The 21,183-nt window shown below is 39.6% G+C and carries 24 protein-coding genes and 1 tRNA gene; 4 read left to right on the top strand and 21 right to left on the bottom strand.

The window, feature by feature from the left end:
- Positions 1 to 10 precede the first annotated feature (10 nt).
- From AC3EBE_RS10470 to AC3EBE_RS10445, 6 genes are all read right to left on the bottom strand, one after another.
- The gene (locus AC3EBE_RS10470; RefSeq protein WP_488594975.1) at positions 11 to 793 is read right to left on the bottom strand and encodes an SGNH/GDSL hydrolase family protein; all 783 of its coding nucleotides are present in this window, start codon (positions 791 to 793) and stop codon (positions 11 to 13) included.
- Between the two features lie 389 nt (positions 794 to 1,182).
- Positions 1,183 to 1,716, bottom strand: a complete 534-nt coding sequence (locus AC3EBE_RS10465) for a cell wall hydrolase (protein ID WP_488594974.1) — start codon at positions 1,714 to 1,716, stop codon at positions 1,183 to 1,185.
- A 146-nt stretch (positions 1,717 to 1,862) separates the two neighbouring features.
- Positions 1,863 to 2,219: a hypothetical protein gene (locus tag AC3EBE_RS10460; RefSeq protein WP_488594973.1), complete on the bottom strand. Its 357-nt coding sequence runs from the start codon at positions 2,217 to 2,219 to the stop codon at positions 1,863 to 1,865.
- Between the two features lie 196 nt (positions 2,220 to 2,415).
- Entirely contained in the window at positions 2,416 to 2,859 is a 444-nt protein-coding gene (locus AC3EBE_RS10455) for a YfmQ family protein (RefSeq protein ID WP_488594972.1), read from the bottom strand.
- Positions 2,860 to 3,243: 384 nt separating this feature from the next.
- Positions 3,244 to 3,480, bottom strand: a complete 237-nt coding sequence (locus AC3EBE_RS10450) for a hypothetical protein (RefSeq protein WP_488594971.1) — start codon at positions 3,478 to 3,480, stop codon at positions 3,244 to 3,246.
- Between the two features lie 97 nt (positions 3,481 to 3,577).
- Positions 3,578 to 4,381: a metallophosphoesterase gene (locus AC3EBE_RS10445; protein WP_488594970.1), complete on the bottom strand. Its 804-nt coding sequence runs from the start codon at positions 4,379 to 4,381 to the stop codon at positions 3,578 to 3,580.
- Between the two features lie 274 nt (positions 4,382 to 4,655).
- Here AC3EBE_RS10445 and AC3EBE_RS10440 point away from each other — a divergent pair, with 274 nt between their 5' ends.
- On the top strand, positions 4,656 to 5,585 hold the full coding sequence (locus tag AC3EBE_RS10440; RefSeq protein WP_488594969.1) for an LCP family protein: 930 nt from the start codon (positions 4,656 to 4,658) through the stop codon (positions 5,583 to 5,585).
- 269 nt (positions 5,586 to 5,854) lie between these two features.
- Here AC3EBE_RS10440 and AC3EBE_RS10435 read toward each other — a convergent pair whose 3' ends face one another.
- The 7 genes from AC3EBE_RS10435 to AC3EBE_RS10405 all read right to left on the bottom strand — a co-directional run bounded on the left by AC3EBE_RS10435 (position 5,855) and on the right by AC3EBE_RS10405 (position 13,244).
- On the bottom strand, positions 5,855 to 6,349 hold the full coding sequence (locus AC3EBE_RS10435) for a hypothetical protein (RefSeq protein ID WP_488594968.1): 495 nt from the start codon (positions 6,347 to 6,349) through the stop codon (positions 5,855 to 5,857).
- A gap of 317 nt (positions 6,350 to 6,666) precedes the next feature.
- On the bottom strand, positions 6,667 to 8,361 hold the full coding sequence (locus tag AC3EBE_RS10430) for a M3 family oligoendopeptidase (RefSeq protein ID WP_488594967.1): 1,695 nt from the start codon (positions 8,359 to 8,361) through the stop codon (positions 6,667 to 6,669).
- A gap of 340 nt (positions 8,362 to 8,701) precedes the next feature.
- Positions 8,702 to 9,412: an ABC transporter ATP-binding protein gene (locus tag AC3EBE_RS10425; protein WP_488594966.1), complete on the bottom strand. Its 711-nt coding sequence runs from the start codon at positions 9,410 to 9,412 to the stop codon at positions 8,702 to 8,704.
- Positions 9,405 to 10,178: an ABC transporter ATP-binding protein gene (locus AC3EBE_RS10420; protein ID WP_488594965.1), complete on the bottom strand. Its 774-nt coding sequence runs from the start codon at positions 10,176 to 10,178 to the stop codon at positions 9,405 to 9,407. Before AC3EBE_RS10420 ends, AC3EBE_RS10425 begins: the two co-directional genes overlap by 8 nt.
- Positions 10,150 to 11,127: a branched-chain amino acid ABC transporter permease gene (locus AC3EBE_RS10415; RefSeq protein WP_488594964.1), complete on the bottom strand. Its 978-nt coding sequence runs from the start codon at positions 11,125 to 11,127 to the stop codon at positions 10,150 to 10,152. Before AC3EBE_RS10415 ends, AC3EBE_RS10420 begins: the two co-directional genes overlap by 29 nt.
- A gap of 12 nt (positions 11,128 to 11,139) precedes the next feature.
- Positions 11,140 to 12,015 carry a branched-chain amino acid ABC transporter permease gene (locus tag AC3EBE_RS10410; RefSeq protein WP_488594963.1) on the bottom strand — a complete coding sequence of 292 codons (876 nt, stop codon included), beginning with the start codon at positions 12,013 to 12,015 and terminating at the stop codon, positions 11,140 to 11,142.
- Between the two features lie 77 nt (positions 12,016 to 12,092).
- A complete protein-coding gene (locus AC3EBE_RS10405) occupies positions 12,093 to 13,244 on the bottom strand; it encodes an ABC transporter substrate-binding protein (protein ID WP_488594962.1) in 1,152 nt (383 codons plus the stop codon).
- A gap of 587 nt (positions 13,245 to 13,831) precedes the next feature.
- On the opposite strand from AC3EBE_RS10405, the gene AC3EBE_RS10400 reads away from it, so the two are divergent.
- Complete coding sequence (locus tag AC3EBE_RS10400; protein WP_488594961.1) at positions 13,832 to 14,824, top strand: L-lactate dehydrogenase; 993 nt, start codon at positions 13,832 to 13,834, stop codon at positions 14,822 to 14,824.
- A gap of 981 nt (positions 14,825 to 15,805) precedes the next feature.
- Here the strand turns inward: AC3EBE_RS10400 and AC3EBE_RS10395 are convergent.
- The 3 genes from AC3EBE_RS10395 to AC3EBE_RS10385 form a co-directional block, all read right to left on the bottom strand.
- Positions 15,806 to 16,279, bottom strand: a complete 474-nt coding sequence (locus tag AC3EBE_RS10395; RefSeq protein WP_488594960.1) for a hypothetical protein — start codon at positions 16,277 to 16,279, stop codon at positions 15,806 to 15,808.
- A 284-nt stretch (positions 16,280 to 16,563) separates the two neighbouring features.
- On the bottom strand, positions 16,564 to 17,142 hold the full coding sequence (locus AC3EBE_RS10390) for a C39 family peptidase (RefSeq protein ID WP_488594959.1): 579 nt from the start codon (positions 17,140 to 17,142) through the stop codon (positions 16,564 to 16,566).
- Positions 17,143 to 17,587: 445 nt separating this feature from the next.
- Positions 17,588 to 17,684: transfer RNA gene (locus AC3EBE_RS10385), tRNA-Sec, on the bottom strand.
- A gap of 138 nt (positions 17,685 to 17,822) precedes the next feature.
- On the opposite strand from AC3EBE_RS10385, the gene AC3EBE_RS10380 reads away from it, so the two are divergent.
- Positions 17,823 to 18,254, top strand: a complete 432-nt coding sequence (locus AC3EBE_RS10380; protein WP_488594958.1) for a DUF2621 domain-containing protein — start codon at positions 17,823 to 17,825, stop codon at positions 18,252 to 18,254.
- A gap of 49 nt (positions 18,255 to 18,303) precedes the next feature.
- Here the strand turns inward: AC3EBE_RS10380 and AC3EBE_RS10375 are convergent, their stop codons facing one another.
- Genes AC3EBE_RS10375 through AC3EBE_RS10360 form a run of 4 tightly spaced genes read right to left on the bottom strand, consistent with a single transcriptional unit; the run spans position 18,304 to position 19,888 of the window.
- Entirely contained in the window at positions 18,304 to 18,777 is a 474-nt protein-coding gene (locus AC3EBE_RS10375) for a YhcN/YlaJ family sporulation lipoprotein (protein ID WP_488594957.1), read from the bottom strand.
- A gap of 51 nt (positions 18,778 to 18,828) precedes the next feature.
- On the bottom strand, positions 18,829 to 19,344 hold the full coding sequence (locus AC3EBE_RS10370) for a P-loop NTPase family protein (RefSeq protein WP_488594956.1): 516 nt from the start codon (positions 19,342 to 19,344) through the stop codon (positions 18,829 to 18,831).
- A 23-nt stretch (positions 19,345 to 19,367) separates the two neighbouring features.
- A complete protein-coding gene (locus tag AC3EBE_RS10365) occupies positions 19,368 to 19,700 on the bottom strand; it encodes a hypothetical protein (RefSeq protein WP_488594955.1) in 333 nt (110 codons plus the stop codon).
- Between the two features lie 14 nt (positions 19,701 to 19,714).
- Positions 19,715 to 19,888, bottom strand: coding sequence for a hypothetical protein (locus AC3EBE_RS10360; RefSeq protein ID WP_488594954.1), 174 nt, complete (start codon positions 19,886 to 19,888; stop codon positions 19,715 to 19,717).
- Between the two features lie 122 nt (positions 19,889 to 20,010).
- Between AC3EBE_RS10360 and AC3EBE_RS10355 the strand changes: the two genes are divergently transcribed.
- Entirely contained in the window at positions 20,011 to 20,349 is a 339-nt protein-coding gene (locus AC3EBE_RS10355; RefSeq protein ID WP_488594953.1) for a hypothetical protein, read from the top strand.
- A 22-nt stretch (positions 20,350 to 20,371) separates the two neighbouring features.
- Here the strand turns inward: AC3EBE_RS10355 and AC3EBE_RS10350 are convergent, their stop codons facing one another.
- Positions 20,372 to 20,587 carry a hypothetical protein gene (locus tag AC3EBE_RS10350; RefSeq protein ID WP_488594952.1) on the bottom strand — a complete coding sequence of 72 codons (216 nt, stop codon included), beginning with the start codon at positions 20,585 to 20,587 and terminating at the stop codon, positions 20,372 to 20,374.
- Between the last annotated feature and the right edge of the window lie 596 nt (positions 20,588 to 21,183).

The raw sequence follows: 21,183 nt of genomic DNA, 5'->3' as shown, positions 1-21,183 counted from the left end.
CCATCTCCCTCTACCATGAAATCAGCGACGCAATCCGTTCAGCAATCAGCTTGTAGCCTTCTGCATTCGGATGGAATTTATCTGTATATAAGTAATCGTTCACACTGATCTGAAACAAATCAAACGTCGGCACAAGGATGGCTTTCTTATCTTTATCGAGCAGCTTGCTTGTCTCGAAATTCCATTCACGGACAATTTTGGTCGTTACTTGAGCGTCATTCAAATCGATGAATGGGTTATACAAACCTATTTGGAAGATCACCGCTTCCGGGTTAACTGTCCGTAATTCCTTCAAAACTGCCTCGAGGTTCTTAAGATAGGACTGCCTTAATTGCCCAACCAGTTTTGGATCTAGATTCATATAGGTTTGACCACTTTGGAACAGGTCATTGCCGCCAATCGTGATCAGTATGTAATCCGCGTTCTTGATTTGCCTTTTAATCTCATCCTGCTTCACTTGTTCAAGCAGCTGATTTGACCGATAGCCTTTTACGCCATAGTTAAACAGGGTAATCTTTTCTTTCGATTTTTCCTCAAGCTCATCTACCAAATAGCCAATATACCCTTTCCCGCTGGCATCCCCTGTCCCTCTTGTCAGCGAATCCCCGAGCGCGACAACAACCTTTCCTTGCTTCTTTTCCTCCGTTGCAGGCTGCTGCTCAGTAGTCTCTGTAACTCCTGACGCCTCACCCTTGAAAAATTGATTTTGGAACGTCCAGCCAAGCCCGACTAGCATGAGCAAGAAGGATAAAGCCGAAACGATTAAAACCCATTGAACTGAATGCTTCCTCACCTGATCACTACCTATCCTTTTAATTCTTGTGCCACTAATTGGTATTGTTAATTTTATAACAAATAATCTTTAATTAAAAATGTTAATGCTGTGAATTTTTGTTTTGATGTGCTGGAACGCAAAACGAATAATTAATTGTTCTATAGTGAATTTTATAAAAAACAGGCTATGTTAAACGAGGCTGTTGATTTTCGTTCCAGGCGCTTCGCTTTCCTCGGGGCGTGCGGTGAGCCTCCTCGTCGCTTTGCTCCTGCGGGGTCTCACTTGCCCGCTTCATCCCGAAGGAGTCTTCGCGCCTTCCACTACAATCAACAGGGTTAATAACCAACATTCAGCTTTAACACAGCCAAAAACAAAAAAGCGCGCAGCTTTTATGCTGTTCGCGCTTTTTATATAGCAAATGCATGATTGCCGATTTTCTTTACAACTTCACGTGAGAAAATCCAATCACTTGTGGCCGTATTAGGGTTGTAAAAGTATAACAGCTCCTGGTTTTTTTCCTGGTCAACCAATGCTTGATCAACTGCTTCAATGGCATCTTTATTTGGCGGTTCGTTAATAGAGCCATTCAGAACTGGTTCAAAAGCGTTTCTTTGGTAGATAACTTCCTTAATAGTATCAGGGAATTGTTCGTTTTCAACGCGATTCAGGACCACGTCGGCAACTGCAACTTTTCCTTCGAATGGTTCACCTTCTGCTTCAGCATGAACCAGACGGGCAAGCAGTTTCTTTTCCTCTTCTTTAATGAAACGGTGGTCAGTAACGGAAGATTCTTTAGTCACAACTTCAACTTTTTTTAACTTCAATGTTTCAGCAGCTTGAGCCTCATCAACCGTTTCTGCGTCGAAGTGATGTGTAGGAAAAACACTATATGAACCAATAATAAGTGTGATTGTGCTTAATAAAGTAATAAGATTATTCATCCTTGTAAAACCTCCTGTTCGTTCTTTTTTAGGATAAAACAGGCCATTTACAAGGCTAACAGGTTTTCAAGCATTTCTCATTAGTGAATCATTGGGAGAATTACCAGCCAGGGTTTCGGTATCTTTAGACTATTATGATACTTTATTTACACTTCCATTCCTTCTTCGTTCAGGACAAACAGCCTGCACAGATTTTTCAAAGTGTGAATTTTAGCTGTAAAAAGATACAATTCATCATAATTTCTTTCGATAAATTCCTCGATAACGGGTAACCCTTTTTTAAAGCGTCCAACCAAAAGCAGTGTGTAATTTTCTTCAGCCGTTACCTGATTTACTCTCTTGATTTCATTGGCCAGTGATTGAAATTTGTAGTCCTCGACCATAAGCATTAACTGAAAATGTAAATTGGATTTTTTGTTCTGCTGATATGTCTTATTTATCAATTCGACAAATAGAAGAATATTGTCTGCCAGGAGATTCGCTTTTTCCATTTGGATTTTCATAAGCCATGCCCCCAAGTATGCTGATAAGGGATATGTATGATGTTTGTGGATGGCTTAACACATAATAGCAATAAAAATGACTGCTGATAATAATGTCGGCAGCCGAATTATAAGTTTACATTATTTTTCATTTATAGAGGTTGAACTTAAGTTCTAGTATTTGCCTGATGATTTGTGCTCAGGCACTTCGATCATTCTATTGTCCTTTTCCAATAATATCGGCCTTTATTTGAAGATCCGAAAGCAGGCTATAGGATAATATTTTCTTTTTGTATTCTTTGACTACATCTACACGGTCCTTATAAAGGAATAGGGATACTTTGACCTTTTTTTTACCTTCATTCACTTTAATAATAACAGGGGGCCCACTATCATCCCTTACTAAGTAATGCTCCTCAGTCCCTGGCCAAATGTAATGTTTCTCTAAAAATGTTGCTTCATTGAAAGAATTTAGGATTTGAATTTTTTCTTTCCCTTCTATTATTACACCATTTATTAAAACTGTGGAATTTTCATAACTAATCTCTGAATGCAAGGCAAATTTTTTAAGAATCCATTCAACAGCACCAGTAGGAAGACAGGTGACTATAATTTTAAATAAACTAAAAAGTGTTAACGGAATGATCACTGCCCATGTCATTCAATCATCTCCAATATGATTATTACAAGGAAAAAAGGTTTCCGAATACCTTTTAATCCCTCTCTCAATATTTTTTCGTTTTCGCGTGCAAACGAAAAACGTACAAAGCCATTTTTAGCTCCCAGGGCCGCCACTTTTAGCATATCAACCCGCAAGGCTAGGATACGAATTCGCACAATGACCTTAACATTTTCAGTCTGCTAAAAAGGGATGCGAATTTGTGTACTAAAACACACTTAAGTTAATGGAAAACCTAGTTGTAACGAAAAAACTAGCATTCCAATTCATTTACAAATTAGAATGCTAAATTTGTGTGCGAATTAAGTTTTAGCACTCGAAACCCAACCCATTAGATAATTCAGCAGTCATTTTTTAATGTTAACATTATTCTTCATCCGGTATATTCAAAACTTTGACAGTTTTAAAAGCCGGGATCATTTTGAAATTTAAGTTCCAGCTCGACGACGTTACTTCAAATTCCTGGTCTGTAACAGTAAACTGCATCATTACATCATTTACCCCGTCCATTAAAACATAGGAATTCTCATTTGCATATAGTTTAATCGTTTTATGTGCGATTAATGTCCACCCATTTACTAATGTATGACTTTTATTAACCATGTTTTTCGCCTCCATAGAGGATTATAAATCATGGCTGTGGATTTTTCGATGGGATTGATTTACAAAGAATCATAACTGGTGCTGTAACGTTGTAGTATTAAATCTCAATTACCTTAATACATGAGAAGATTTCTTCCTCTGCAGATGGATGCTCCCATTCATCAGGATAATAACCTAATGGGTTACATATCATTTCGATTCCTTTGTTTAGATCATGGTAACGGGTATGAATATGGCCAAAAATATACTTTTTAACGGCATATTTCTGAGCTAATTCCCAGAATCTTGAGCTTCCCATCATAGCATTGAAAAAGTCCCAACTTGGATCGCCCTTGACTGATACATAATCTGAGCTTGGTACGAAATGTGTTACCATAATAATTTTTCTTCCTCGATATGCACGTAACCAGTTTTCTAATTTTGAAAAATAAAGATCAGTCACTTCAAAATCAGGCATCTTCCAGTTAGCATAGGTTTTATCCGGCCATGTAAAATCATTGAAAGAACCAGCTTGAAATTGTTCTTTAGTGTAACCCTCTATTCCATAAGAGTAATCATACCAGCCACCGTCCCCAATTATCACCCATCCGTCATCCAATTCCACCGGTCCATTTCCCAGGTTGCCGGGAAACTTCAGCAGGATTTGATACGCGAGATTTGAATCTTCATGATAAATATCGTGGTTACCATGAACAAACAATAACCTTGTTTTTAAAGAATGATTTTGCAATTCATTTAATAGTGCAAGGCTTTTTTCAGGACCGGCAGTCATATCCCCGCTTATGATAAAAACATCTGGTGCATACTCGGCTAACCATTTTTTTAAGATCACAATTATGTCAGTCTTAGTATTTTTACGATTTAAACCTTCATGAATGTCAGACAAGATAGCGATTCTCATAGAACCCTCCCGCTCCCAGGTTAAATGAATCCTCTCATTACAAGGATTTCCCCTTAAAGTTAATACATCTACAAGTACTTCTCTACCATTTTATAAAATATTTACTATTAATAGACTACTAACCATGCAATTTGGGGTATTACAAAGAAATGAAATCATGTTAACTGATTTTTAAACAAATGTAATCTAATATTCCATAAGATGAAATCTATTTATGGGATAATGACTACTTCACATGATTCCTCATATAATTTTCAGCCAAGGTGGTGCAAGTATGGCAGCAACAAAAAAGAGGAAAAGGATCAGATGGACACGCGTATCCGCTGCCCTTATTCTCTTAAGTATCTTTTTGGTTGGTCTTTTTACTATTTTTCAATACATAGACGGAACCATTCAAACAATCAATCAACCCTTAAAAAAGGCAGAGGCAAATACTTCATTTCAAGGAGAGAAAAAAAAGCTTGATGAAGTGAATGTACTCTTACTCGGAAGTGACTCGCGGGGAGAGGAAGCAGCACGAACAGATACCATCATGGTTGCACACTATAACCCCAAAACTCATGATGTAAAAATCATATCGCTTATGCGTGACATGCTTGTCTCAATACCAGAACATGGACAGCAAAAGTTAAATGCTGCCTATACATACGGAGGCCCTGAATTATTGAGACAGACTATTCAAATGAATTTCGGGCTGGATATCCATCACTATGCGATTGTCGACTTTAAAGGCTTCGAAAAAGGCGTCGACCTCCTCGTACCAGATGGAATTGAAGTCGACATTCCCTACACCATGTCCCATGGTATTGGTATGACATTGGAGGAAGGAACACAACAATTGCATGGCAAAGAACTGTTAGGATATGTACGCTTCCGCCAGGACCGCCTAAGTGACTTCGGTCGAGTGCAAAGGCAGCAAGAAGTCATCGCAAAACTTAAGGACGAAGCAGTGAGCCTGCAAAGCGTCGTTCAGCTTCCCGACCTTTTGAAAATACTAAATAAATACATCGATACCAATTTAGACACACCCACACTTTTGACAATTGGAAAAGACATTTTAACCAATAAAACAGGCGAAGTAGAAACAATCAGAATACCCGAAGACGGCAGCTTCACAAACGAACGCTTCGAAGATATCGGCGAAGTATTAGACGTAGACCTCGAGCAAAACAAAAAAGTGATCGATCAATTCTTGGAAGCATAGGGACGTACCTTCTGCTTCAAAGTGAAGCATAGGGACGTATCTAGTGCTTCTAAATTACGAAGGAGTTAAATAAAAAAACCGCACGAGTGGGAATCCAACCTGCGGTTAATATACTTTATTGGGGTACCTTACTAATTGAATTCATATGAGCAGGATCGAGATCATATGCGGTTTAAATGAGCTAGCATTTATTTCTTACTTGTTCCCTTATAACCTCCAAAACTTTCAAAGAAATAGTGATTCTTCTAGCAGTAAGTTTGTTAAACTTATCAGGAAGTTCCTCCCCACCCATAGATTGTTCCTCTCGGAAATCTTCCATCCGCATTTGGGTTAAATATAGTTTGATTACTTGCCATTTCCAATCTAAGTCTTTTAATTATTTCTTCTTTACTAGGTTTTTCTTTGAAAAGTATCTTCGCAAAACTTGCGTCAATTATTACTTTTAGTGCTGTTTCCACATTTTTAGGAACTCTAACATTCTCAATAATTTTCAAATAAAAATATTCTTCATCTTCAACAAGCTCCGACTTTTTAGTGTTAATATAACTTAACCGAAACCCAAGATGCATTTGATTATTACTATCAACATGAATATCAACAAATGGATCTTTCTCAAAAGAAATATAGTTATTAATTTTCATTGGAGTAATAGATACATCAAAATTAAATAATGAAAAAGCATCTTCAGGTGTTTCTCTTGAAAAAGAAATGTCACATTCTATATTACCTACTATTGTAGGCAGAGTGATTTTATTATCAGCCATTTGGAGCCCTCTTTATTAGAAAATTTTGTTTCACAATTTGCTTTAGCCATTAATTAGATAATGTTATCTTGTGTATCACGTCAATGACTTTTATGTATCTATCTAGATTACTTATTAAAATTATCGGTTTATACCTGAAGTGACTTTAGCTTTTTCTATTAAACACGAATTAGTTTGTAATATTTCATCTAATTTCCAAAGCTTGCTGCAAGGTTAAAACAAGTGAGCAATTCAAAATATATAGAAAAACCGCACGAGGGGTTTCCACCGTGCGGGACCAAATTTAGATACTTATTAAGTTTTGCAATATTTCTTAATTAAAGAGCCTTATCATCAACCGAATTCAAATAAGCTTCAATTTCATCAATCACAGATTTCACACAACCATCTTCAAATGGAGAAATTAAATTCGCTTCTTTGACAAGCTCTGTGAATGATTGGCTGCCGCCCTGCTTACATAAGTGCAGGTAATCCTTCCAGGCATCCTCTCTATTTTCCTGCGTACGTTTCCAGAATTGCAACGCACAAATTTGAGCTAGTGTGTAATCAATATAGTAGAAAGGAACTTTGTAAATATGTCCCTGCTGCTGCCAGAAACCACCGTTTTCCAGGAAGTCATTTCCTTCATAATCGCGATGCGGCAAGTACTTCTTCTCAATTTCTCTCCAAGCTCGCTTCCGCTCAGCTGGAGTTGCTTCCGGGTTGGCATACACAAAATGCTGGAATTCATCGACTGCTACACCATAAGGAATAAAAAGAACCGCTTCGCTTAAATGAGAGAACTTGTACTTATCCGTATCTTCCTCGAAGAAAAGATCCATCCAAGGCCAAGCAAAGAATTCCATGCTCATCGAATGTATTTCACATGCTTCTAGTGTAGGGAACGCGTACTCAGGTACTTCAAACACACGACTTTCAAATACTTGGAAGGCATGTCCTACTTCATGCTTTAATACACGAACATCACCTTTTGTTCCATTAAAGTTTGCAAAAATGTATGGTGACTTATGTTTGCTAATATAGGTGCAGTATCCGCCTCCAGCCTTACCTGCTTTACTTAATAAGTCCATTAGGTTGTTTTCTACCATATAAGTGTAAAACTCATTCGTTTCAGGAGACATTTCCTCGTACATTTTCTTCGCTTGATCAACAATCCACTCCGCATCTCCTTTAGGATCAGGATTTCCTGTCTTAAAGCTGAAGCTGTCATCGTAATATTTAAATGTTTCGACACCAATACGTTCCTGCTGTCTTTGTTTTAGTTTTGTTGCTAAAGGAACGATGTACTCTTTCACTTGGTCACGGAACTTTGCTACCATCTCAGCATCATAATCAGTACGGGACAGCCGGGCATAAGCTAACTCTGTAAAAGAAGAGAATCCCAGCTTCTTAGCAATACTAGTCCGTACTTTTACGAGCTTGTCGTATAAATCATCCAATTGAACGGCATGCTCAACGAAAAAGTTGTACTTAGCTTCGTTTGATTCTTTCCTAACGGAACGGTCAGGTGATTGGTGGTAAGGAACTAACTGAGCAAGATTTTTCACTTCCCCGTCAAATGGGATTTTAGCTGAAGCAAGTAAATCAACATACTCACTAACTAGTTTGTTTTCTTCCTGCATTTCTTTCAACACATTAGGAGAGAATGTTTTTAATTGACTGTCAGCTAATAAGAATAACTGTTTCCCCCACTTTTCTTCTAACTGAGAGCGGAATTCAGAACCTGTAAGTGCCTCGTAATATTCTGTGATCAGGCCCTTATAGGCTGGTCCTGCTTCATTGAAAAAATCCTTTTCTTTCTTATAGAACTCATCCGTGGTATCAATCGTCTGACGAATTTGAACAATCTGTCTCATGCTTTCAAACTCAGAGCGTACCTCATTGATTTCTTTCATTACTCTGTCCTGAACCTCAAAGGACTCAGCAGATCGGAACCTCTCCAGTAATTGATTAAGGTTCCCCTCCACCTCTTCAAGATTTGGTCTTGTATATGGATAATCATTAAACTGCACGAATGAATCCCCCTTATGTAGTAAAAATTTTCATATAAATTACATATTTCGGCAAAAGAGGAAAATCTCCTGTTACTTTCAGAAAAAAACTTCGTTATTCGAAATATAGATATTACTGTTTTGCGTGTTTCTACGCCCCTTACAACCAAAAACACTGCATACAAAAAAACGCACAGGTCGATAACTGTGCGGTTAAATTATGTATTTTTGCGGGACCGCCTGGGTATCGCCCCCAGCGGATTCTCCCGCTACATTGCCAATGGAGTCCTATGTAGCTTAGGGACTTACCTAATGCTTCCAGAAGAAGCACAGGGTACGTCCCCCCGCTTCCAATCTGTGATTAGCTTGATTTCCGCCCTAGGTAGGCCTCCATGATTCTTGGGTCGGTCAATAGATCATTGGATTTTCCTTCTGTGATAATTTTTCCTGTTTCAAGTACGTATCCATAGTCAGATACACGGAGAGCCTGTCTCGCATTTTGCTCCACTAGGAGAACGGTTGTCCCTGCTTCGTTGATCTCCTTAATGATTTTGAAAATGTCGGCTACAACAAGTGGTGCAAGGCCCATTGAAGGTTCATCAAGCAATAAAAGCTTCGGCTTGCTCAAGAGCGCCCTTGCGATGGCAAGCATTTGCTGTTGTCCTCCAGAGAGAGTCCCTCCCAATTGCTGATGCCTTTCCTTGAGAATCGGGAATCTCTCCATCACTTTTTCGATATCATGTTTAATTTCATTATCCTTTCGATGATAGGCTCCCATTTCAAGATTCTCAAGCACGGTCATACCGGATAGAATTTGCCTTCCTTCAGGCACAAGTGCGATTCCTGTTCGTACCAGCTGATCCGGCCGCCTTCCTGCTACATCCTCTCCAAGAAATTCAACCTTTCCCTCTTGCGGCTTTAAAAGGCCGCAAATCGTTTTCATTGTGGTGGATTTTCCTGCACCATTTGCTCCAAGAATGGTTACAATACTCCCTTCCTCAACCTCAAGACTAATATTTTTTAGCACATTGATTTTTCCATAGGAAGTAGAAATTCCCTGAACCTTAAGCATACAGTTCATCCTCCTCACTGCCGAGGTATGCCTCGATGACATCAGGGTTATTCTGTATCTCAGCAGGACTGCCCTCCGCAATTTTCCTGCCAAAGTTAAGCACCGCAATCCTGTCACACAAATTCATCACCAGCGGCATATCATGTTCAATCAACAGGACAGTAACCCCTTTAGCCTGGATTTTTTTTATCAGCTCAAACAAATTGCTTGTTTCTGTTTCGTTCATCCCAGCAGCCGGTTCATCGAGCAGCAGCAATTGCGGATCGCTTGCCAGCGCTCTGGCAATTTCCAGCCTTCTTTGCTGTCCGTAAGCCAAGCTGTCTGCTAGATTCTCTGCATATCCAGTAAGGCCGACAAAGTCGAGCAATTCATTCGCTCTTCTCCGAATGTTCTCCTCTTCCTGGCGTTGTCTTTTTGTTCTGAAGACACTGCTGAAAACGCCCGACTTGCTCCGACAATGCTCCCCTACCATGACGTTTTCTTGAGCTGTCATTTGAGGGAACAGGCGAATATTTTGAAACGTACGGCATATCCCCTTTTTGGTGATAAGGTGCGGCTTGACTCCGCTGATATTTTCCCCGTTAAAAACAATTTCCCCTGAAGTTAGCGGGAACATGGAGGTAACTAAATTGAACATCGTCGTTTTTCCTGCTCCGTTCGGACCGATCAACCCGAAGATTTCACCTTTGTTGATAGAAAAGGAGACATCGGAAACTGCGCTGATTCCGCCAAAATTTTTATGCACTTTTTTGATTTGCAGTACCATGCTCTTTCCCCCTTTTCTTCGTTTTCAACTTCATCCAGTTTAAAAGATGAACGTCAATGAGTCCCTGAGGACGGACTGCCATCATCACGAGGATGATCAAACCGTAAATCATATAACGATACTCACTGATAAAGCGAAGGACCTCAGGCATTACGGTTAAGAATAATGCTCCAAATACAGGCCCCCAAATGACCTCGCTGCCACCGAACACAGCAAAAATCAAAATCTCAACTGCCCTGTGGTAAGCAAAATCAGCCGGACTAATATAGGCAAGGACATGGGCATACAAGGCTCCGGCAAATCCGGAAAGCAAAGCTCCCTGTGTAAAAGCAAGCACTTTATAGTAAGTGATGTTGATGCCCATAGATTCAGCTGCCTTTTCATCCAGTTTGATGGCAGCAAACGCCCGACCAACCCGAGAGCGGGATTGTCTTCTGATAAACCATATAACCCCAATTACAATAAACAATAAGAGCAGAAAAACCATAAGGAAAATGAATTGGTTGTTTTGCAATCCAATAAACCTCGGGTCAAAACCAAATTCCTTAAAATTCCTAAGGATTTCACGTCCAAGATGGGGAATGCCAGACAAACCAATGGATCCCTTAGTCAAAGACTCCCAGTTTACTAAAACAACACGGAGAACTTCCCCAAATCCAAGAGTCACAATGGCCAAATAAACCCCCTGAAGTCTCAGAGTCGGAATTCCGATCATAATGCCGAACAATCCAGCCATAAGTGTACCTGCTAAAATTCCAAGCAGGATTGGAAAATCGAAGTTTAGCGTCAGAAGCGCCGAAGTATAAGCACCTATTCCCATAAACCCTGCATTTGCAAGTGAAAGCTGTCCGGTAGAAAGTGTTATATAAATACTTATACCAAGTATGACATTGATTAAAATAAATGAAGCGACCTGTAAATAGTACGGATTGATAAGTTCCCCAAGCATTTGTTCACCTTCTTATGCCGAAATTTTTTGGCCGAATAATCCTTGTGGCCTAACAAGGAGAATGACAATGATTGCTGCAAACGCAATCGCATCCCGGTAGCCCGAGTCTCCATACACCACAACGAAGGTTTCCGCCAATCCTAGGATCAGGCCGCCTGCCATAGCACCCTTGACATTTCCCATTCCACCGAGAATGATTATTGCGAGCCCCTTTAAGCCAATAGACAAGCCCATTTGAGGGGTGACTGAGTTAAATGCCATTCCGACAAGGATTCCTGCAATTCCCCCCATTGCGGAAGCGATAATCACTGTCATGGTGATTGTCTTTTTCGTATCGACTCCTAGAAGACTGGCCGTTTCAAGGTTCTCGGCAGTTGCCCTTAGTGCTTTGCCGGCTTTTGTTTTTCCCAGCCAATATGAGAGTGTATACATTAAAATAACTGAAATCATAAAAATGACAATTTGCACCAGATACACTGTAATCGATCCTATCTGGAAGCTGATTTCCGCGAATGTATTATTGAACGGATGGTTTCCTGCCCCAAATAAATGATGGGATAAGTTTTCAAGCAGGATGGAAACACCAATGGTACTGATCAAAGGGGCAAGGTGTGAAACTCCCTGTTTATTTCTGAGCGGCCTTAGCGCAAAGCGCTCCAGCAAATAACCCATAATCCCAGTCACCAAAACAGCAGCTGCGAAAGCAAGCCATAGAGGCCCTTTGAAAGTGGAAGTTACAATAACACCAATGAAAGCTCCAAACATAAAAATTTCACCATGGGCCATATTTATGATGCCCAGCACCCCGAAAACGAGTGTAAAGCCCAGTGCCACAATGGCATATATGCTGCCCAGGGTAATTCCGTTGATTAACTGTTCGATTAACATGGCATCTCACCTTCTGATTCTTTATTTAAAAGAAATTTCCATCAGCGGAGTATTCCGCTGATGGATTACGGGTCTGACTATTCAAACACCTTGAACTTTCCTTCTTCAATGATAAGAACAGTAGGCTCCATTACAACATCTCCGTCCTTATCAAAGGAGAAGCTGCCAAGGATTCCCTGAAAATCTTTAGTTTCCGCTAATGCGTCTCGAACCGCATCCCGGTCTGCATCTCCGGCAATCTTTAACGCCTCAGCCATGATATAGAGAGCGTCATACGCCTGTGCAGCAAACTGGTCAGGTTTTTTGCCGTATTTTTCCTCATACTTTTTCACGAAGTCCTGGACTTTCTGATCGTCTTTATCACCATACCAGGGTGTTGCCACAATCAAGCCGTTGGCAGCATCACCGGCAATTTTGATCACTTCAGGAGAGTTGAAGCCATTTCCGCCGACAAATGGAACATCAATCCCCAATTTGCGTGCCTGGTCCATGATGACTGCACCTTCATTATAAAGAGCTGAAGCCAGAATCAAATCAGGTTTGAGACCTTTGATTTTCGTTAATTGTGCATTATAGTCAGATTGGCCTTTTTGGAATGTCTCAATGGTTAAGATTTCGAGCCCCTTCTCTTCAGCAGCCTTTTTCATAGTATCGAATCCTGACTTCGTAAACACATCATCATTTCCATATAAGATTGCTACTTTTTTTGCGTCATATTTTTCTATCGCTTTATCGATCGATGCTGGAATAGCCAATGCTTCAGGAAGCGAGTTTCGGAATACATATTCACCGATTTGCGGAATCCCTTCAGCAGTAGTAGATGTTCCCATAATTGGCACCCCGTTTAGATCCGCTTCAGGACCAACTACGTTCATCTCTGTACTTAGAGTCGGTCCGATAATCGCCGTAACATTTTTAGAATTCATCAATTTCTGGGCAGCGGTTAAAGCTTGATCCTGCTTCCCTGCTGAATCCTCAATAACAAGGTTGATTTTTACATCTCCCGCTTTATTGATTTCTTCGTTTGCTAGCTTGAGTCCGTTGGTAATTGCTTCACCATATGCCGCTCCCGGTCCGCTAATATAGGATATGACTCCAATATCAGCTGTCACTTTTCCTTCCCCGCTTGCTTCTTTCCCCCCAGAAGATTGGGCACCCCCACAAGCCGACAGCAAAAACAGACTTGATAAAGCAGTAAACTGAGCAAATCTTCTAAAATGCTTTCTCATTCTCTAAACCCCCTCTAATTTTTAGAAAAATAATAATATTCCAAACTATATAACAATTAAAATATAAAACTATTGCAAAGTAAAGGCAAAATAAAGATAAATTTTCCACTTAGAAAACAGGTTTATCATTAATAGATTATGGCAGTTAACCATCAGATTACATTTATAGAACTATGAGAATCTCCAACCTCGGTTAGTAGATCTAACTGGAATCCAAATAAAATCAAGTATAAATGAATTCATGTCCATATGCTTTATTTCATCTTTTTACCCTCACATCCATTCAAAAATTTCAGTTCAAAATACTCGTTTTGGATAAAAATTACATCCTTTAATAAATAGACAAATGTAAGGAGAAAACGTCATATTTCGTTTTCAGTTATTTGGTCCAAAAGTGAACGGATGCGAACAAGAATGTCGATTCGTAATCCTGTGTCCTATTTAAAAGAATGACATATTTTAACAAAAACGATTATTTCCATCTTCCCTGATAAAACCCTTTTTAAATCTGAAAAAATGCATTTAAATATTCAGTATTTTCTTAATTGTGTTAAAGTATAGATGACAATTAGTTAGGGGGGAAAAACATGAAAAGAAATAAGTTAGTTGTTGTAGGAGTAGGCCATGTTGGATCATATGTTCTAGCAGATGCAATGAAATTAGGACTATTTGCGGAAATAGCTGTCATTGATAAAGATAAGGATGTTGCTTATGGCGAAGCTCTTGACCAGGAACATGCAACCGCTCTTACATATATGTCAAATACAACGGTACATGCTGGGGATTATTCCGAGTGTGCGAATGCAGATGTAATTATCTGTGCTGCTGGTCCCAGCATGATAAAAAGTGATGAAGATGCCATGCCGGACAGGGCTCAATTAGCTGTTGTCAATTCAGACGTAATTCGTGAAGTTATGACTGGAATTACTAAATATACGAAAGAAGCAATCATTATTCTAATAACAAATCCGTTAGATACCATGGTGTACATAGCAGAAAATGAATTTGGCTATCCGAAGGGACGCATATTCGGCACCGGAACTATGCTTGATTCTGCACGTCTTCGTAAAATAATTGCTACTAATTATGACATCGATTCAAAAAGTGTAACAGGTTTTATGATGGGCGAACACGGACATACAGCTTTCCCAGTATTAAGCCGCTTAAGTGTGCAAGGATTTAGTGAAAAAGAATTAGACCAAGTTTTCCAGGGAAAAGAACCATTAAGTAGGGACAGTATTAAAGAACAAGTTGTAAAGGCAGCCTTTGATGTGTTAAATGGGAAAGGATGGACAAATGCAGGTGTTGCCCAAGCTGCCGTTACACTAGCAAAGGCGGTTATGCTGGATGAACGCAGTGTTTATCCGGTGTCCACAACATTACACGGACAATATGGATACGATGGAGATGTCGCATTAAGTATGCCATGTGTCATCGGGAGAAATGGCGTAGAAAAACAATTAGAAATTGCTCTCGACTCCCAAGAACTTAAATGGCTACATCAATCAGCAGAATATATTAAAGAAACGATGAAAGTTGCAAAGACAGGTAGAATTCATAATTCTAAAATTCCAGGTTGATATTTTCAACTAAAATTTCTTTTTAGACGAACAGGATCTGTCCTGTTCGTCTATTTATTTAAATTCTTACAGCAAATATGTTAATCCACTCGACACGCCAGATATCCAATAGCCATTTAAAATTGTATCCCGTATTCCTCACTTGTACGAGATTCTAAACCCTCAGACCGTTAAACCAATAAACCGCTCAAACATCTTACATATTGTAAAGCTCTCAGTGACCGTACTCGCAGTTATAACTCTTCTATGTTTTCTCACAAGTATACGGATACAAAAAAACCTCCAAATATAATAATTTGAAGGCTCTGAACACACAGAGTTTTAGCTTCTCGGTCACACACAGTTCGTTAAAATGAGTATAAAACTGTGTAAGTGAGAAGTTATGTAAATGATTAAAATCTTAATTTGGCGGGACCGCCTGGGAATCGAACCCAGCTGACCTGGCACGCAGGTCACAAGCGGTTTTGAAGTTTGCTAGCATTTGTTTTTCTAGTAACTTGTTGTACCCTTAAGTACTGGTAAATTAGGCTTTTTTACTTATTAATATCTTCTTGTAATCTTAAGTTTCAAAAATCCGGGCACCAAGCATGGCACCAAATGCCCCTAAATAATAATTGAGTTGGAACTTTCGAAATTGATGTTTGAGAATCCATTCTTTTCAGCTTTATTACTCTTTATAAGAGTATAGACGATCCCAAAGACAAAGTACCTGGACTGCTGAAAGTAGTAGAGATTAGGAAAAAAATGTATCCATGTTCACCGTTCGAAAACGATAAAACTGCTGCAAAGGGAAAGTTCTTTTCTTCCTCATATTATTTTGAAAAAAGAAACCGAAAAGAATAATTGAAAGAATGTAAAAAATACTGTCTTATCCATCCAGTATTGTTCTTTGGTTGCTAAATTAAAATTACATATCCTTCTCTCCTTCCAGGGAATAAAAAAGAAAAGCCCATCAATTGGACAGGCCTTTCATTTCATTGCTTATTTAACTGCTTTCAACTTTCGATTTTTAATCACAAGATAAGCACATGCAGCAACGAGTACCCCAACAGCACCGTAAAGTGTATATAAGAGATTGTTGTTCTCCGAATTATACTGCGCCAGTATGCTGCCCTTTGCACCATCTTGGCCTGTATCTGTGCCGACCTTTCCCTCATACATCTCAACTATGACAGACTGATAATCTTCAATGGATTTTTCCTGTGTCTTAAGGAGGTCTTTGCCTGCCTTATTTAAACCCTTTACCTTTTTCCCGTTATAAACAAACCATAGTTCGTTTTCCATATTATAAAAGAGGCTTTCGTTTTCCTTGATTTTTGCCAATTCCTTTACATCCTCGTATGGATAGCCGAATATTGCAAGATCATAGGCCCCTGCCTCATTTAAGTATGTGGAGATTGCATTGACAGGCTTTCCATCCTGGTATACGACAGAGATATATTCCTTGGCATCCACGATGCCTTCGCTTCCTTTTTTCTTGCCGACATAGAAATCCTATTCCTCACATAGATTTTCAGGAGTGGACCGAATGTGATGTTTTCGGATGGAGTAAAATTGAAACTTCCAGGCGTATCACCTTTTACTGTGTCCAAAACAATGTTCTTGAAATGAATGTCTGCAAAATCTTGGGCACCTATAGGAATTTCGGTTTCCGCAGCGCTCGCATGAAAAGAAGTAAATAAAATGCTTAGTAATAAAGTTCAAACCATCATCAGTTTTTTCATTGTGAATCCCCCTTTTTAGTCGTACATTCCTACCCTGGTGTCATCCCAAGAGAAGGTTGTATTACTCACGAAATATTTGTAGGTAGTTTTTCTCGGTGTAGTACCCGATGTGCCGACATCCGACCATGTTATATAGTCCGAGCCGGTGCCGTTGTCATCATAACCGTATATGACCGCCTGATGACCGACTTTAGCACCACTTGACCAAACAATCCTGGTCAGCATTGGCTGTTGTTTTTCAACCTGACTTTTAACTACGGAGTAACTCACAATGTCGCCAACTGTGTATCCGGTGGCTGCAAAATATGCCTTAGACAGGATGCGTGTAGTTTCTAATTCCAATGAACCCGTAGCATCGTAACAAGTGGTGGTTGCCTTCCCCCATTTAAAAAATGTACATTGGGTAGTCTGTCTATCTCCCGTGTGGTAATATACAATCGATTGTGCCGTAGCCACCCAGCACCAATTATCCTCTAACTGATTGTAAATTGGAACGTATAAAGTTCTGGCAGCAGCTTCCGGTTTAATAGAGCCGGCACCTGCGAAAATGCTCAATACCAATACGAGACTAAGCAAGACCTTCATTACTTTCATTTTACTTCCCAACCCCTTACTCTGTAATATTTTTAATATGACAAAACCGGACAACACTCGACATTGTCCTCACCTGTCCTCACCCCCCTATAACTATTAAAACCTTCTAAATATGTATTTTTTTCTACAAACGGATGTTGGGAAATTTTTTTGCGTAACAAAGGATGAGCCCAAGGCAAAAAAAATCGCCCCAGTTGACAGGGCGATTCTTCATATATTCATAAAATGTAGATCTGCTGATTCCTTTCTTTTTAACAATATCTGCTACCGAATAGCGATTTAATTCGTACAACGCAAAAGCCATTTCTAGGGTAATCGTAAAAGCACAGGGACGTACCTTATGCTTCTAAAAAAGGCTTTTCTCATTGCCAAGTTGCAGATGGATAATGATCCTTCACACAAAAAAACCGCCCAGAATGCTGAGCGGTCACTAATTTATGTATTTTGGCGGGACCGCCTGGGAATCGAACCCAGCTGACCTGGCACGCAGGTCACAAGCGGTTTTGAAGACCGTGGAGGACACCAGTACCCCATTCAGCCCCGTTTTTGGAACAAGGTCTATTATACTGACAACCTGCCTTTTTTACAAGTGAGTTACTCAAATTGTCACAGGACTTGTCTTATCTTGCGGGCCAATACTATAATAAGAAAAGATATTAGAATTGTGTGGGTGAATGGTTATGTATCAGCTTGAAGGTTGGTTTTTGTGGTTCATAATGTTTTGGGTTGTTGTCTTGGTTGGACTATTTGCGATTGGCGGATTTTTTATGTTCCGCAAATTTTTGAAAAAGCTTCCTAAGGATGATGGGAAGTCTGATATGGATTGGGAAGAATATTATGTTAATGAAACGCGTCATTTATGGCCGGATGACCAGAAGGCTTTGCTTGAGGATCTTGTCAGCCCGGTTCCTGAATTGTTCAGGGATGTTGCCCGGCATAAGATTGCCGGAAAGATTGGCGAGCTCGCCCTTGAAGAAAAAGCAGATAGAATTACCCAGGAACTGGTAATCCGAGGTTATATCCTTGCTACGCCAAAGCGCGACCATAAGTTTTTGCGCAAAAGACTGGCTGAGAAACAAATTTGTACACAGCCGTATGAAAGCCTGTTTTAAATAGAAAAGAATGCTATCCGTAATAGCATTCTTTTTTATATATAAAAAATTATCGAGCAGACGGAAAGGCTTCATGCACCATTTCATTAAATTCTTCCAGCAGGCCGCGAACAGGTCTTCCATTTTGTATTTCTTCTTCATACTCCACCATCCTGTCAACAAAATCCGGGTTAGAAGAAACATATACATTTTGAATTATTTTATCTGAGGATTTAACTTGATCAGCAATCTGATTTTCTAATTCTTTTCGATCTTGTCCATTTAAATCCATTAAAACGGCTACATAGGCATGCCTATTTGTTATGATTACCGTAGCATGTCTTACCTTCTCCAGCTTTTCAATTTTTTCTGCCACATCATTCGCCACCCTTAGCTGGGAATCATCATAGACATTTTGGTCAATTCCAAAGCTTTGTACCTTGGCATTTCCATCATTCATGTCACGTGCCTCATTATTAGCAGCGCAGCCCGAGATCAAGCATATCGAAAAAATGAGGAGAGAAGTCCCTATAAAAAATCTCAATGTTATTCCTCCCAATGCTGAAATTCAACATTAGGATGGCCGAAAATCGTACTAATATGTACTTTTCTTTCTGAAAAGCTTATGTATATCTTTATTTTTCGTTAAAATGATCACTTTGTCATTGTGGCTCTTTAACAGTTTGACCGCTTCAACCAGGTCATGATCATCATATCGATTATTCCATTCCAGTAAATCAAGCAGCGTACGCAATGTTTCTCGCCTAATCGAAGGCTGTAACTGCAATTTTCTTAGAATAAATCCTTTGACAATTCTCCATCTCCTAACATGGACATTCGTTTTTAAAACGATAATATAATCCGCCCTGCTGAAAGATTCCTCAACCCACCGATAATAAACTCCTTCAACAACCCATTTTTCGTTCATGACGATTTGCTTCAGCTGATGATCTCTTTTAACTGGCTGGGTTTGAGATCCCTGGTATGCAGATTCCATATCCCAGAACAAGTGGTCCAGCTGATATATTGGCACCTTTAGCTTGTTAGACACTTTCTTTGCAATGTATGTTTTCCCGCTCCCTGGAGCACCGATAATATGTATTTTTGTCAATGTTTCCACCCTGAACAATTAATCTATTTTGCTGCCTGATATGTATTCTCTTCAAAGGTTATCAAGGAATCCTTAATGTCGGACATTATTAGAGCGTTAGTGAATCGTCTTTCAATCCCATCTTTTAACTCGGACCACTGATCTTCTATAATTGATTTTTGCCATGCAAACTGAAAGCTGAAAATGGTGTCCGACTGGCTTTTTTCCAATGGAGTGAACATCATGTTTGCGCCTGTAACCTGGGCATTTGCATGCGCAGCTAAATTCAAAAAAAGCACTTCCAATATCTTTTGTTCTCGCTCATTTAAATCGTGGCCCACTTTTGATACCTTAATATCGACCATAGAAATTCCCAAGCTTCTTCCTCCATTCAATCCTTATCTAAATCATCATCAAACATAGATGGCTTTCTTGGATCCTTGATTCCCAACTTTTCCTTAATAGAAGCCAGGTCCTTGATGATTATCTGCGTATTCAGCCATGCTGCAATCGATGCAAACACAGCTAAGACTAATCCTGCTGTCATGATTATATTTACTAACAAAGAATCACCTCAGGTAAAATTTTACCACATTCTAACAGAAAACTGCGTTTATTCTAAAAATTAATCTTAATGTGGTCTTTCTGTTAATATAGATAGGTAATCAACTACTGCGAGGTATTAAAATGTATTGGAACACTCTATCTGTCTGGCTTTGGATCGTATATTATCTGTTCCTGCTGATCATGTTTTCCTCAACGATATTCAGCATCATCCGAAAAAAAATGGTGGTCTACTCGATGATTGCCCTAGTAATCACCATTACACTCCCGATGGTAGGCTTGATAAATAGCATTGACAGGCCAATGGATCAGACTGAATGGGAACATTTGCTCTCACAGCTAAAATCAGGAGCGTTTTGGGCTTACTATTCGATTGCCGGACATCTATATTTGATTGGCTGGCTTGCTGCCTTCCTGTGGAAACTGCTGGCTGGAAAAAATAAAACAAGTACCCAATCATGAGATTTTGGGTACTTGTTTTTTGTTATTTATGAATTGATATTTTTTCCTTCTTGGTTCTTAATGCCTTTGTCTCGTATACATTTCCAGCAATTACAAGAACCAGGCCGACGGCAATAAGCAAAAGAAACAAGAACTTTGGAATTGAAGTAATGTACCCCATACTTCTCATGAACAGCGGTACAAGGAACACGGCGAGACCAGCGGCTTTTAACAGAATGGCATAATGCTTCATAGACATTTCCTTTCCCCCGTTCGTTTTGAGATGGTTTTGTCAGTATATTAGCCAATGTCCGCCCTTATTCCTGCTTAAAATGAAAAAAAAAGCAGCGGCCCCACCTTCGCCGACTGCCCCTGATAGCCACATTTGCTACCCCGCCTATTTTTATCATAAATGATGATTGTAAAAATCCATGACGATTTTTCTTAATGTTTTTTGAATTCACTCTAAAGTTTGTTAAAGCAGATAGAAATGAGTAATGACCAGCAGGAAATTGATGATGACTTTGTAAACCATCCAGATCACTCCTTAAACAGTTAGTGGTCCTTTACATCTCTACTTTAACACATGAATGTTAAGCTAAAATAAAAGAAAATCGTCTATTTTGTAAACTTTTGCAAGCTTTCTTCTATGGATATGTTCTTTTCCAATAGCTCTGTTAAACGAGGCTGTTGATTTTCGTTCCAGGCGCTTCGCTTTCCTCGGGGCGTGCGGTGAGCCTCCTCGTCGCTTTGCTCCTGCGGGGTCTCACCTACCCGCTTCATCCCGAAGGAGTCTTCGCGCCTTCCACTACAATCAACAGGGTTAAAAATCAACATTCAGCTTTAACACAGCCT

It is taken from the genome of Mesobacillus sp. (assembly GCF_057785455.1).
Note: the sequence above shows the minus strand (reverse complement) of the source record. Positions and strands in the feature narration are given on the sequence as shown.

Coding starts and splice junctions, on each gene's coding strand:
- AC3EBE_RS10350 (WP_488594952.1), bottom strand. CDS start 20,587: ATGTCTATGAAGCATTATGCCATTCTGTTAAAAGCCGCTGGTCTCGCC.
- AC3EBE_RS10415 (WP_488594964.1), bottom strand. CDS start 11,127: ATGCTTGGGGAACTTATCAATCCGTACTATTTACAGGTCGCTTCATTT.
- AC3EBE_RS10450 (WP_488594971.1), bottom strand. CDS start 3,480: ATGGTTAATAAAAGTCATACATTAGTAAATGGGTGGACATTAATCGCA.
- AC3EBE_RS10420 (WP_488594965.1), bottom strand. CDS start 10,178: ATGGTACTGCAAATCAAAAAAGTGCATAAAAATTTTGGCGGAATCAGC.
- AC3EBE_RS10465 (WP_488594974.1), bottom strand. CDS start 1,716: ATGAATAATCTTATTACTTTATTAAGCACAATCACACTTATTATTGGT.
- AC3EBE_RS10400 (WP_488594961.1), top strand. CDS start 13,832: ATGAAAAGAAATAAGTTAGTTGTTGTAGGAGTAGGCCATGTTGGATCA.
- AC3EBE_RS10380 (WP_488594958.1), top strand. CDS start 17,823: ATGTATCAGCTTGAAGGTTGGTTTTTGTGGTTCATAATGTTTTGGGTT.
- AC3EBE_RS10410 (WP_488594963.1), bottom strand. CDS start 12,015: ATGTTAATCGAACAGTTAATCAACGGAATTACCCTGGGCAGCATATAT.
- AC3EBE_RS10355 (WP_488594953.1), top strand. CDS start 20,011: ATGTATTGGAACACTCTATCTGTCTGGCTTTGGATCGTATATTATCTG.
- AC3EBE_RS10445 (WP_488594970.1), bottom strand. CDS start 4,381: ATGAGAATCGCTATCTTGTCTGACATTCATGAAGGTTTAAATCGTAAA.
- AC3EBE_RS10390 (WP_488594959.1), bottom strand. CDS start 17,142: ATGAAAGTAATGAAGGTCTTGCTTAGTCTCGTATTGGTATTGAGCATT.
- AC3EBE_RS10405 (WP_488594962.1), bottom strand. CDS start 13,244: ATGAGAAAGCATTTTAGAAGATTTGCTCAGTTTACTGCTTTATCAAGT.
- AC3EBE_RS10425 (WP_488594966.1), bottom strand. CDS start 9,412: ATGCTTAAGGTTCAGGGAATTTCTACTTCCTATGGAAAAATCAATGTG.
- AC3EBE_RS10460 (WP_488594973.1), bottom strand. CDS start 2,219: ATGAAAATCCAAATGGAAAAAGCGAATCTCCTGGCAGACAATATTCTT.
- AC3EBE_RS10455 (WP_488594972.1), bottom strand. CDS start 2,859: ATGACATGGGCAGTGATCATTCCGTTAACACTTTTTAGTTTATTTAAA.
- AC3EBE_RS10440 (WP_488594969.1), top strand. CDS start 4,656: ATGGCAGCAACAAAAAAGAGGAAAAGGATCAGATGGACACGCGTATCC.
- AC3EBE_RS10435 (WP_488594968.1), bottom strand. CDS start 6,349: ATGGCTGATAATAAAATCACTCTGCCTACAATAGTAGGTAATATAGAA.